The organism is Nocardia uniformis NBRC 13702 (assembly GCF_001613345.1).
Taxonomy (GTDB): domain Bacteria; phylum Actinomycetota; class Actinomycetes; order Mycobacteriales; family Mycobacteriaceae; genus Nocardia; species Nocardia uniformis.
The window spans coordinates 17,359-29,014 of the sequence record NZ_BDCE01000121.1 but is presented as its reverse complement, the minus strand read 5'-3'; the positions used below and the strand labels follow the sequence as shown (position 1 = coordinate 29,014).

Genomic DNA, 11,656 nt, shown 5'->3' with positions numbered 1-11,656 from the left:
CACACACGATGGGCCGAATCACGGGGTCCCGTCAGCAGGATTGCCTCGGCGTAGGGAGGCAGCCGAGATGAGCGGAACTGGCGCAGGTCCCTAGAGTCGAGGTCTTCGAATCCGTCGGCGAATGCGTTGTGGCGGTCCTCATACCTCTTCACGCTGTGGGCCGAACTGGTGGTGTCGATCAGCAGGCGATGGTGAGTGCGGTCGAGTCGGCTGCGCCGCACACGGGTGGCACGTCCACCGGTGTCGTTGGTGGTGAACAGGTGCGACCAGGGCATGGCGTGGGCGAGATAGCGTGGGGCGTAGGCACGTTGATGCGGCGCGGCGTGTAGTTCGGCGACGCGGTAGGTGTGGACAGTGCCGCGCATCCCCACCATCGCAGTATGTGTCGCATCGGGGTGGTCGGGTGATGAACGCTGGTGTCGTAGAGGTTTGTAGCCAGGCCGGGTCGCCCGCCATAGTAGGGATAATGCCCGTTGGTCTCGAGTGCCTCGAGATCGGCGTAACCACCTGGGTTTCGCGCGAATCGGTCGAGTTCCCAGCCGTTGTAGAAGACGTGGTAGGGCAGGATATGCGGGTCATGGCAGTTCTTGATGAGGGTGTCGTACTGGAAGTCATCGTCGTCGTGGCCTGGGTGTTTGAGTGTGGGGTACCCGCTGTGGTGGATGCGTTTGGCTTGAATTCGCAGACATAGCCATCCGTCTGCTTCGGAGCCGATCCACCACTCCCAGTCACCCCCGACCCGCTTCTCGCTGGGGTTGGTCAGGCGCCAGACGCCGAGTTGAGGGAATCGGCGGCGCAATGTGAGTAGATGGGTGTGTCGGCGCTGGCCGATGTCGATGGCGCGGATACGTCGAACGTGTTCTGCGGCAGCGTTGCCGGTAGCTCGCGGGCGAGCACCCCGCCAGCGTCGGTGGTGGTGTTGAGCAACTGCGCCAGGTTCGAGCCGGGAATGGCCTTTGCGATTCGAAAATCGAGAAGACCGGACAACTCCCGTCGGCGGGTGCCACAATGCGCGCCGCACAGCAGGTCGGCCCCCACCGAGATGTAAGGATCCTGGGTGACTGAGTGGCGAATCTGAGCGTCGGCGCAAGACGCAATATTGCGTTTGCTAGATGGTTACTGCAGTGTGGGGGAGGTGCTGAATTCGCTCAGTGCGGGAGCGAAACCGGTGGTCACCCGGCCTGCGGCCGGGGACTCGGGATGTGGTGCGCGAGGGGGGACTTGAACCCGAAAACATGACAGACCTGCCCAAGGCAGGTGTTCATGCGCACAAGAATACGCAATCGGCTCTGATGGTGCGCAGGGATGGAGTATTGCGATCAGGAATAATTGTGTACACGTTTGGGTACACTTTGGTGATGGCGTTCGAAACATTGTCGGTGCGTGAGGCGCGGGAGCAGCTGTCCGGTGTGCTGGCGCGTTTTCGTAGGGGCGATCGTCGTCCGGTGGGGGTGGGGTCTCATCGGAAGACGGAGGCGGTGGTGGTACCGGTCGAAGTGTTCGAGGAGCTGACTGCGGAGCGTGCACGCTCGTTGGCTCAGGCGGCGGCGTCGGTTCGGGCCGAGGGAGGGTCCGCGAGCCTCGCTGCGGAGGAGATCATGGAGCAGTGGGCGCGCGGTGAGATCAGTACGACGCGGATGCGGGAAATGGTTCGGCAGCTGCATGGCGCGGCGTGACCGCTGATCCGTACGCCGACCCCGAGTCGGGTGTATTGCGCAATCGGTTGGGGATCATCGATGCTGCACTGCTGCGACAGGTGGAGGCAGACCTGAGTCTGGCTGCGCTGGCGGATCTGGGAGTCAGGTCGCTGCCCGGGCGCTACGACCTGAATCACCTGTGCGATTTTCATCGGGAGATCTTCGGGGATGTGTACCCATGGGCGGGGCAGATTCGGGTGGTCGGAATCACGAAGTCGGATCCGTTCTGCCTGCCACGGCATATCGAGAGCTTTGCGAGGGAGGTATTCGCCGCGCTGGCCGCGGACGCGTTCCTACGTGGTATGCCCCGGAACGAATTCATCACGAAGCTGACCCATTAGCTGGCCGAAGTCAACGCGATTCATCCGTTCCGTGAGGGGAACGGCCGTGCGCAGCGGGCGTTCTTCGGTCAGCTCGCACGCGAGGCCGGTTGGCTGATCGACTGGTCCGCTCTGGATCCGGACGAGAACGTGCGGGCGTCGAGGGCTTCGCTGCGTGGTGACAATGGACCGCTACACGCCATGCTGAAGCGATTGGTTCAACAGTTGTAGTAGCGACGGGCTGGCGGGGATCGGCCCGGGTGTCGTGGAACGAGTGCCGCGCGGCCAGCAGGGGGATACTCGTCATGCAACACGGCCTTGAACCGCCGAAACGCACCACGAGCGCGCCCTATCCGCCGCGGCGCCAATGTACGCGGTGTTCTCGAAATCGCGTTGGCCCAGGGTGAATACGGGCGGTGCACGCGTCACCGGGCACCGGCCGGCAATGGGATACGATCCATGCCGTTTGTGATGTTGGGTCGATTGGGGGACGGCGTGCAGGGGCCGCAATATGGAACTGAGGTTCCGGCTTGGGTCAACAACCCGAATCATGCTGGGGGCACCCGTATCCGTCACCCGGTGCGTTCAACCCGCCACCCCACCCGCCGCCAGGGCCGGTGCCGCAGCCACCGGGCCCGCAGCGGCCTCGCCGTCGTGGCCGGATAGTGGCCGCGGTGATCGCCGTGCTGGTCGTCCTTGCCGGTGCCGCCGCGAAGTCCGCGGTGCCGCGACTGCTGTCGACCATCCGGGACAAAACACAACATGCTGCACCGCAACCGACGCTCCAGGCCCGCATCCCGATCCCAAATGCGCAACATGTTGCCCTGTACGGCAATACGGCGTTCGTCTCCGACCTGGACTACGCCATCCGGGTGGTGGACCTCACCACTAATGCCGTGGTGGCCGACATTCCGCTGGGCGAGCACTGGTACTTGATCACCGGGGTCTTCGTCGACGAGCAGTCGCACGCACTGGTGGTGGTGGCCAACGACGGCGCGGACCGGGAAACGGTGGTGTTGATCGATCTGACCAGCCACCAGGTCACCGGAACCATCCCGCTCGGTGAGGATTTCGCCAGCGTCGCGGGATTCGATCCGGGACTGCGCACGGTCTACGTCGGCCTCACCAGTGACCACCACCGAAACACCGCCCTGATTACCGCGGATCTGGACTCGCGAACCGTCACCGGCACCCTGCCGCTGACCAAAGCCAGCGGCAATATCGAGGTCGACCCCACCACCCACCGGATATACATTCCCGCCAACGATGAAATCGCGATCGTCGACGGCGCCACCAGAACCCAAACCGGCACCATCGCGACATTCGCCAATGCCGTCGCCGTGGATCCGCAGGCTCGCAGGCTGTACGCGACCGACAGGGCTACTCCCAACCGGGAGGAGGAAAACACCGTGCTCAAGATCGTGGATCTGGACAAAGGTTCGGTCGCGGCGACCGTCCCATCGGGGAAGATGGGATTCGACGTCGCGGTCGACACCGCCAGTGGCGACGCCTACGTCATCAGCGGATACAGCACGTTCTTGGAAGACCCGGGCACGGTGTCGGAATGCGACGAAGGGTGGGTCACCCGCGTCGATCCCGATAGCGAATCCGTGACCGGCACACTATGCATGGACGGCTCCTCGCTCGAAATGAACGCCGTGGTCGACCCGGTCCTGCACCGGCTCTATGTAGCCGGTGGCGGACCGGGACTGCTGGTTGTCAACGGCTGAGCCAGGGCGCTATCCGCTCGATACCTGCTTGGCAATCAAGCTGACCAGGTTGGCGGAGCGACCTCCCTACACGCCGTGCCCGGCGCACTGCTGATCGTCGACCGATCCGAAGACGGCACGGTCGAAATCATCGGCATGGGCTGACGACTGAGCGGGATAGGCCGCTGAGTCTGTCGTAATCGCCGGACGGTAGGGCTGTCCGCTCGGATTCGTCGCCTACGGTGTGGCTTGCTCATCGATTCGCATCAACAACGCGAGGAAGGCGTCGTGGCGGCGTTGTGAATGGGTGCGGGGTTCACCGGCTTCCGCTGTGACTTTGTCGGCATCGTGGAGCAGCAGTTCCGCTTCGATCCGCATGATGGCCCGGGTGAACGGCGCCATCAGATGTGATGGCAGCTCTGCCGAGAAGTACCCCGCTTCGCTGATGCTGCTGGTCGTCGCGAGGTACGAGAGGGCGCGTTCCAGCACGGGGACAGGTTCTCCGGCGATGGTGCCGCTGTCCGGCTCATCGGTCATGGCTGGAGATGGTACGGACGGCCTGATCGGGTGGCAGGGAATCGCGACGGTTCGCCGGAGCGTGAAACACGCGAGCGTTTGCTCGATGATTACGGCGGGCCTGGTGCTGAGTGCGCTCGTCCGGAGGAATCCGACGAATCGGGCGGTCGGCGGGGTTGCCGCCGGGGCCTTGAAACGTTGTGCGCGAGGGGGGACTTACACACGAAAGAATGACAAACCTGCCGGTGGCAGGTATTCATGCGCACAAGAATACGCGATGCCGCTATGGGCTGTGATGGTTCGAGGGATCCGGCTGCGAACGGCTTGCGAGTAGGGGCGGAGCAACGGGGTGATGGCTGCGGCGCCACCGGATCGGCGGATCACCCGAGAACAGAACCGCCCGGTCGAAACAAGAATCTGTCGGCGGCCGATGCTCTACTGAGGAAGACAGCTACTCCGTGAGCAAGGGGGTTCTCGAGTGGCCGATATCACCGCGGAGCAGATATTCCACGAATTTCGCAGCAGTGCGAGCGCGGACGTCTCATTGTCGTTGTTGCGGTCGAGGGATGCGCTGCTGGATCTGGCGCTCATGGCAGCGCATCTGGGTGATGGGCAGATCGTCGACGGGCAGACTCTCACCGCTGCGATGGATGCTGATCTTCCCGTCCTCCTGCGCAGTTACCTTCCTGGTGGACGCGGTGATGAGCAAGAGCTGTCACTGGATGCCGATGCTGTGCTCACTCGATGGCGAAAGAAGAGCTGGGTGCACCGCAGTGCCGATCCTCGCGATCCGCGTGTCGAGCGGTATCAGTTGACGTCGGGCGCCCACGCGGCGGTGCGGCAGATTCGCAACCTTCGGCGTCGAACGTCCATCGCGACCGAGTCGGCGCTGGCGATCGTCATGTCGGAACTGCATCACATCGCTACCGAAGCGAATCCCGATCGGGCCGCCCGGCGACGAGCGATTGATGAGCGGATCGCCGCACTTGTCGCACAACGCGACGCGCTCGACAGCGGTGAAGTACTCAAAGTGGACCACACGGAACTGGTGGACAAAGTCGCCACGCTTGCCGAGCTCATCGACCGGATTCCCGCTGACGTCGCGAGTTACGGGGAGCGGATGCATGCCAACACCGCCGCACTGCTGCGGCAGAGCCTCTCCGATGACGCCACGGAGTTCGCGGAGTCCTTGCAGCGCATGTTCGACGGTCACGATGTGATCGCCGAATCTCCTGAAGGACAGGCATTCCGGGCGTTCGCCACACTCATCGCGACGCCGTCGCAGCGTGCGCAGCTCGAGCGGGACATCACCGAGATCATCGACAGGGTCGAATCTCTGCCCGGGCATCTCGAACGGTCGCTGATCGGCTTCATCGATGCGGTGTGGCAGCGAGTACGTGAAGTCGAGGAGATTCGAGGCGTTGCTTTCCGTCGGATGAGCAATTTTGTGCGCGGCGGGGATCTGACGCACTACCGCAGCATGCGTACACGGATCAGTGAGGCGCAAGCTGCGGCGGCCGTAGCATTTCAACACACGCATGGCAGCCGTGATATCGGATTCGTGGTGCCGATGAGCGGTGTGGACACAACCTCGGTCGGCCGACTCCGACTGGATCAGGGAACCGCCACCGTTCCTGCGGCGGTGGAGAATACGAGCGCGGAGTTCGCCATCGACCCGACCGCGATGGTAGGTCGGGAATCAATCGACTGGACCGCCTTGCGCGATGCGGTGCACACCACGATGGAGGCGCATTCTGGATTCGCCACCCTGTCCGAGGTTCTCGAACGGCTGCCCGCTGCCCGGACCGGTGACATCATCGGGTTGTGGTCACTGGCGGCACGGTACGGGGAGGTCGACGACGAAGCGACCTCCCCGGTGTGGGCGGCGACCGCCCGCGGCTATCGCGAGATCGCCGTTCCCTACGCGATATTCGGCGAACGCATCCCCGCTCCTGTCACCCCGCAACGAGCCCCGCGCGGCCTTGACCGACAGCTGTCGCTGGCAGAGGAGCTCGGTGATGAGTGACACGACCGATCCGACCTTCACAGATGTCTTCGGAGAGGACGTATCTGCGGAGGTGAGCGAGGCATCTCGTGGCGACCCCACACGGCTCGACCCCGATAGCGTGTTCGCAGGAGACGACGAAGTAGTCGGCTCGCATATGGTCGACGGGGAGGGCATCGCGCGTTTCGATGGCGACACCAGCGAACTTCCTCCCGAATTGTGCTGGGCATTACAGGAATTGGTGTCGGCTCCGCACATCACGGAGAAGTCCAGGAGCTGGCCGGTAGTCCTGCAGTTCGAAGAGCGGTTGCGGTCACGGCTGTCGGAGCTCGGACTGCTTCTCGATATCAACCGCGAGTATCGGTACGCGTTCACGCGCCAAGCAGACGACTCCAGTCCGCGTAGCCGAACGATACTGCGCGCCAAGACGCTCAGTCTGGCGGCAAGCGCGCTGGCGCTGTACCTGTACCGGCAGTATGTTGTGTCGCCGGATGATCCGATCGTCGATCGTGCCGACATGATCGACCACATGATGGCCTATCGGCCGTCGGATGACACCGACGAAGTCAAGTTCCGGGACAAGATCAATGCGGCGATCAAGTCGTTGGATGACGCCGCGATCATCAAGCCCATCAAGGGAAACGACGATCGATTCACGATCTACGGGGTGATCACCGCGATCCTCACCGCTGATCAGGTGGCGGCGCTCGAAACCCGGTACCAGGCGATCGCGCGAGGCAGGGCAACAGCGGCCGTCGACGGTACAAGTTCAGGGGATGGAGCATCCGTATGACAAGGCCCGCGAACCGTTCGGTCCACCTCGGTCAGTTCCGGCTGACTCGGCTGCAGGTCGTGAACTGGGGAACCTTCTGCGGCTACAAGGACTTTCGCATCGACGATCGCGGTGTGCTATTCACCGGCCCGTCCGGATCCGGCAAGTCCTCACTGATGGACGCGCACTCTTTGGTGCTGTTGCCGACCTACGACCAGCGCTTCAACGCCTCAGCGGACCTGACGGCCCGGGGGTCGAAACGGAACACCCGCACCGTCGCGGACTACGTCCGAGGCGCGTGGTCGGAGACCAACGACGAGAACGAACGCTCGCAGGTCCGCTATCTGCGTGGCGGCGAGCCCACATGGTCGGCAATCGGAGCAACCTACGACGACGGACGTGGCGCGGTCACCACTGCCGTCGTGATCAAGTGGTTCACCGGCGTCGACAACGACGGTGCGGCAATGAGCACTCTGCATCAATTGAGTGACGGCGATTTCGATCTACAAGACCTCAACGCCTGGGCAGAACGCAAGTTCGATACCCGATGGTGGAAGCAGACGCACACGGCAGCGCAATTCCCCCCGACTCAAGACCAATATATGAAGGAGTTGGTAAAACGCATCGGGCTGAGCAAATCTCGTACCGCGCTGGCGCTACTGGGCAAGGCGAAGGCGATGAAGAACGTCGGCGACCTGAACCTCTTCATCCGCGACAACATGCTCGACCGGCCGGACACCTTTGCCGACGCTCAGCGGATGCTGGCCGCGTATACGCCACTCAACGATGCGTACGAAACGGCCAAACGAGCCAATGCGCAGGCGCAGGTGCTTCGGGATCTGCCCGAAAGCTGGCGGATCTATCGCGAATCCAGGGACACGATCGACCGAGCTACGACCCTGCGCGGAGCGACCCTCGAACGGTACGTAAGGGGGCGGCTGCTCGTGGCGATCGGGAAGGAACTCGACGACATCGATGATGAGGTCGAACGTATCGATGGTGTGATCGGCGGTCAGAAGGCGGACTCCGACGCGGCTCAGAGTACGTATTTCAATTTGGAATTGGAGATCAGCAACAAAAACCAGAACCTGCGGAATCTGGAAGATCGTCAAAGCGCCTTCGAGAGTCAAGCCGTAGCGGCGAAACGGTTGTACCGACAGTACAGCGGCTACGTGACGCGGTTAGGTGAACAGTGCCCAGAGGACGATGGCGATGCCTTCGAAAGTCTGCGAGGACGACTTCCGGTGTTGGAGTCTGCGGCCGCGGCTCGTTCGGCGGAACTCACTCCCACAACCAATACGGCGATTGGTGCAGAGTATGCGGCCGCGAAAGCGCACGGTGAGAGCGAGGCCGAGCTCATCAGGCTCCGTTCGGCCAAGTCGCTGATTCCCGGCTCGGCGATCGACAGGCGCGTGTGGATCAGCAGCGAGACCGGAGTGCCGATCACCGAAATCCCTTACGCCGCCGAACTGATCGATATCGCCGATGGCCAGGAACGCTGGCGGCCTGCCGCGGAGAAGGTGCTGCGCAGCTACGGCATGCGGATGCTGGTGCCCGAGCGACACAAGGATGTCGTTCGTCAGTTCATCGATCGCAACGACATGCGTGGTGTGCTCGAATACAGCGTTGTCACAGCTGTTTCCGCTCATGAACCGCGGCCGATGCCCAACACGCTGGCCGCGAAGCTGGCCATCGACCGTGATCATCCGCACGGTCGGTGGCTCGCCGACCAGATCACCCGACGATTCAGCCACGTCTGCGTCGAGTCGGCTCGTGATCTCGACGAATACAAGTTGGCTGTCACGGTGAACGGCACAGTGAAGCTCTCCGGAAACCATTATCGCAAGGACGATCGACCCGAGCTGACCAGCAAGTCGACCTACATCCTGGGAGCCAACACAGTCGCCAAACGAAAAGCGCTGGAAGCGGATGTCGAGGAGCTTGCAGGAAAGAAGGAGATCACAGCTGAGGCCGCGAAGGGGCTGCGCGAACAACTTGAGGAGGCGAAGGAGCATCGCGATGCTGCCGAACAGGCTGCCACGTTCGTCTCCTGGAAGGAACTGGATTTCTGGACTCCGACTCGTGCCGCGAGTGAGCTCGGTGAGCGGATCAAGGAGATCCGTTCTGGGAACGTCGATTTGCAACGGCTGGAAGCGAAGCGCGATCGGGCCAAGGAGACGCACGACAAGTTGTACGGCGTCTGGCACCGCACACAGCAGCGCATGACGGACGTGACGCAGCGACAGACCGTCCTGGTGGACATGCAATCGGCCGAGGAACAGAAGCCGCACTCTGTCGAGGAAGAAGACCGCGACTACCTGGACGCCGTGTACGCCTCGCTCGATCTCACCGCGACAGTCGATGCCATCAACAACCTTCGGCGGCAACTCGACTCGGCCCTCGAGAAACGCGTCGGCGCCGCGCGCGCCGATCGACAGGTCGCGCACGAGAAGGTCCGGTCAGCGATCATGCGTTTTCTCGACCACTGGCGTGACAGCGCCCCTGACGACAGCGGGGATGTCGATCGCGGCGGTCAAGACTTCGCCGATCTGCATGCCGACATCGTGAAACGTCGGCTGCCAGAGGCGATGCAGAGGTTCGAGAAGATGATCAGCGAGGACATGGTTCCGTCGATCGCGATGTTGCAGCGCAGTATCGAGAACGCGGCGACCGAGATCGAGCGGCGCGTCGCGATGGTCAACGCTGGCTTGCGTCGAGTCGAATTCAATGCTGGTACTCACTTGCAGATCTCGTATACGACGAGTCAGTCCGCCGACATCAAGGCGTTCCGCGCCAGTGTCGACACCCTGATGCGTAAGGCTGCGGCGCTGAAGAACGATCCCGAGAAGTATGTCGAGCAGTTCAAACGGGTCAAGGCGCTCATGATGCGGTTCACCGCGACCGATCCTGCGGCTGAGCGGTGGCGCAAGAACGTCCTCGACGTCCGGAACGGGTACGTCTTCTATGGACGCGAGGTCGACGGCGAAACAACGAGGCACACCTACCGCAACACGGCCTCCAATTCGGGTGGAGAGCAGGAGAAATTGGTGGCGTTCTGCCTGGCAGCGGCATTGAGCTACAACCTCGCCGACGACGAGACAGATGCCCGCCCACGCTTCGGCACACTCATGCTCGACGAGGCGTTCAGCAAATCCGACGAGAACTTCTCCGCGCAGGCTCTGTCCGCGTTCGACGAGTTCGGGTTCCAGCTACTCATCGCGGCACCGATCCGGATGTCCGGCATCGTCGAGCCGTACATCGGCCAGGCCATTCTGGTCGAGAAGCGTACCGATCCCGACGGCGCACGGTCGCATGGCAGGTCGGCCACATTCGGCGAACTCGCCGACCAGCGATTCGCCGAGAATGACGGTGCTGCTCGTGCGTCAGCCTGAGGAGGTCCTCGAGCGTCTACACAGGCGTTTCGATGCTGATTACGCGCACTGGGCCCGCGGAAATGGCTCTTGGCCGCTGCGAATCTCGCTACAGCCGCCGAATACGGCAGAGCGTTCCGAATCGCCGATCGCCTGTCATGAGTGGGCTGCCCGCTGGGAGGCCTACACCGGTCCGGGCGCTATCGGGTACGCGAACTTCCGGTTCCCGACAGGAACCCACCGCATGCCGAAGACCCTTGTCCTGAGTCGGCCGGGTGATGTGGCAGCGGCGCATCCGGACGACCTGTCGGTATGGCAGCGATGTGGGCAACGACTTACCCAGTTGCAGAAGGAGTTCCCCGACGCGCGACTGTCCGATCATGTCCGCCGCATCACGGGACTCGACGATGCCGATTACGAACGCCTGGTCCGCGCCGTGCAATGGCTTCGAGCCAACCCGACGTCCGGGTTGCTGCTCCGGCAGTTGCCGATCGAGGGAATAGACACCAAGTGGCTGGGCGCTCACCAGACTCTCGTACTCGTCCTCCTCGGCGGTGATGCCGACACCGAGCTCTCCGAAGGTGAGCCTCCCAGGTCCAGGAAGCGGGTGCTGCACCGTCGCCTCGGGTTGAGAGTGGTTCCAGAGTTGGTGCAAGTTACGGTTTGCGACCCGCTTCTGCGTACTCAGGTGGCATGCATGCGCCATCTCGCCGCAACGGTCGAGGATCTCAGCCGATGGCCGCGTCGTCCTACCACCGTCGTGATCCTGGAGAACAAGGAAACCGCCTTCGCGGTCACTGGTGACCACACGGGCACGGTCATACTGCACGGCCACGGCTTCTTCGTGGAGCAGTATGCGCGAATCACGTGGGTGCGGAACGCCGAGCGAGTGATCTACTGGGGCGACATCGACACAGCAGGTCTGCAATTCGTCAGTGACCTACGCACCCTGGGCGTCGCGGCCACCACTGTACTTACCGACACTGAGGTCCTCGACCGGTACAGGTACCTGGCCGTCGAAGGCGCCCTGCCGCAGCGCAAATCGGTACCGCTCCACCTGACTGCCCGTGAGCAGAAGCTCTACCAGGTTCTCGTCGAGCATGCGGCGGTTACCGGGACAGGATTGTTGCTGGAGCAGGAACGAATCCCATGGGAATTCGCCTACCCCCGGCTGATCAACGCGATCCTCGGAAATTCGAATGATCCTCCAGAATGCGAACAGGTCTGACCGAGGCCCCACATGCTTTGTCAGAATGTAGGCAGAGG

General features: G+C 62.7%; 12 protein-coding genes and 1 pseudogene. 9 read left to right on the top strand and 4 right to left on the bottom strand.

Annotation, left to right across the window (positions count from 1 at the left end; genetic code table 11):
* Positions 1 to 365, bottom strand: a 365-nt coding sequence (locus tag NU1_RS38605) for a hypothetical protein (protein WP_157553593.1), incomplete at its 3' end; no start/stop codon positions are given.
* Between the two features lie 101 nt (positions 366 to 466).
* On the opposite strand from NU1_RS38605, the gene NU1_RS38600 reads away from it, so the two are divergent.
* Positions 467 to 691 (top strand): hypothetical protein, encoded by a 225-nt coding sequence (locus NU1_RS38600; RefSeq protein ID WP_157553591.1) that lies wholly within the window; start codon positions 467 to 469, stop codon positions 689 to 691.
* On the opposite strand, the pseudogene NU1_RS44440 reads toward NU1_RS38600, so the two are convergent.
* Positions 593 to 799 (bottom strand): annotated as a pseudogene (locus tag NU1_RS44440) (DUF6615 family protein); the annotation flags it as partial. The gene NU1_RS38600 and the pseudogene NU1_RS44440 sit on opposite strands and share 99 nt — an antisense overlap.
* Positions 760 to 1,038 (bottom strand): hypothetical protein, encoded by a 279-nt coding sequence (locus NU1_RS38595; RefSeq protein ID WP_067529257.1) that lies wholly within the window; start codon positions 1,036 to 1,038, stop codon positions 760 to 762. The gene NU1_RS38595 and the pseudogene NU1_RS44440, both read right to left, overlap by 40 nt.
* A gap of 320 nt (positions 1,039 to 1,358) precedes the next feature.
* On the opposite strand from NU1_RS38595, the gene NU1_RS43940 reads away from it, so the two are divergent.
* From NU1_RS43940 to NU1_RS38580, 4 genes are all read left to right on the top strand, one after another.
* Positions 1,359 to 1,676 carry an antitoxin VbhA family protein gene (locus tag NU1_RS43940; protein WP_169815208.1) on the top strand — a complete coding sequence of 106 codons (318 nt, stop codon included), beginning with the start codon at positions 1,359 to 1,361 and terminating at the stop codon, positions 1,674 to 1,676.
* Complete coding sequence (locus tag NU1_RS42935) at positions 1,673 to 2,038, top strand: Fic/DOC family protein (RefSeq protein ID WP_212762333.1); 366 nt, start codon at positions 1,673 to 1,675, stop codon at positions 2,036 to 2,038. The genes NU1_RS43940 and NU1_RS42935 overlap by 4 nt, the downstream gene beginning before the upstream one ends.
* A complete protein-coding gene (locus NU1_RS44435) occupies positions 2,039 to 2,248 on the top strand; it encodes a Fic family protein (protein ID WP_212762334.1) in 210 nt (69 codons plus the stop codon).
* 443 nt (positions 2,249 to 2,691) lie between these two features.
* Positions 2,692 to 3,747, top strand: coding sequence for a YncE family protein (locus NU1_RS38580; RefSeq protein ID WP_157553587.1), 1,056 nt, complete (start codon positions 2,692 to 2,694; stop codon positions 3,745 to 3,747).
* Positions 3,748 to 3,963: 216 nt separating this feature from the next.
* On the opposite strand, the gene NU1_RS38575 is transcribed toward NU1_RS38580, so the two are convergent.
* Complete coding sequence (locus NU1_RS38575) at positions 3,964 to 4,263, bottom strand: DUF222 domain-containing protein (protein ID WP_067529254.1); 300 nt, start codon at positions 4,261 to 4,263, stop codon at positions 3,964 to 3,966.
* Positions 4,264 to 4,720: 457 nt separating this feature from the next.
* Here NU1_RS38575 and NU1_RS38570 point away from each other — a divergent pair, with 457 nt between their 5' ends.
* The 4 genes from NU1_RS38570 to NU1_RS42045 are packed head-to-tail and all read left to right on the top strand — an operon-like array spanning position 4,721 to position 11,618.
* Positions 4,721 to 6,268 carry a DUF3375 family protein gene (locus NU1_RS38570; RefSeq protein WP_067529252.1) on the top strand — a complete coding sequence of 516 codons (1,548 nt, stop codon included), beginning with the start codon at positions 4,721 to 4,723 and terminating at the stop codon, positions 6,266 to 6,268.
* A complete protein-coding gene (locus tag NU1_RS38565; RefSeq protein WP_067529250.1) occupies positions 6,261 to 7,040 on the top strand; it encodes a DUF4194 domain-containing protein in 780 nt (259 codons plus the stop codon). Before NU1_RS38570 ends, NU1_RS38565 begins: the two co-directional genes overlap by 8 nt.
* Complete coding sequence (locus NU1_RS38560) at positions 7,037 to 10,411, top strand: ATP-binding protein (RefSeq protein WP_067529248.1); 3,375 nt, start codon at positions 7,037 to 7,039, stop codon at positions 10,409 to 10,411. Before NU1_RS38565 ends, NU1_RS38560 begins: the two co-directional genes overlap by 4 nt.
* Positions 10,332 to 11,618, top strand: a complete 1,287-nt coding sequence (locus NU1_RS42045) for a DUF3322 domain-containing protein (protein ID WP_307645839.1) — start codon at positions 10,332 to 10,334, stop codon at positions 11,616 to 11,618. The genes NU1_RS38560 and NU1_RS42045 overlap by 80 nt, the downstream gene beginning before the upstream one ends.
* Positions 11,619 to 11,656: the final 38 nt, after the last annotated feature.

Bases quoted from the DNA above. Each gene is read 5' to 3' on its own strand.
- NU1_RS38600 (WP_157553591.1), top strand. From the start codon at position 467: ATGCCCGTTGGTCTCGAGTGCCTCGAGATCGGCGTAACCACCTGGGTT.
- NU1_RS43940 (WP_169815208.1), top strand. From the start codon at position 1,359: ATGGCGTTCGAAACATTGTCGGTGCGTGAGGCGCGGGAGCAGCTGTCC.
- NU1_RS38575 (WP_067529254.1), bottom strand. From the start codon at position 4,263: ATGACCGATGAGCCGGACAGCGGCACCATCGCCGGAGAACCTGTCCCC.
- NU1_RS38565 (WP_067529250.1), top strand. From the start codon at position 6,261: ATGAGTGACACGACCGATCCGACCTTCACAGATGTCTTCGGAGAGGAC.
- NU1_RS38560 (WP_067529248.1), top strand. From the start codon at position 7,037: ATGACAAGGCCCGCGAACCGTTCGGTCCACCTCGGTCAGTTCCGGCTG.
- NU1_RS42045 (WP_307645839.1), top strand. From the start codon at position 10,332: ATGGCAGGTCGGCCACATTCGGCGAACTCGCCGACCAGCGATTCGCCG.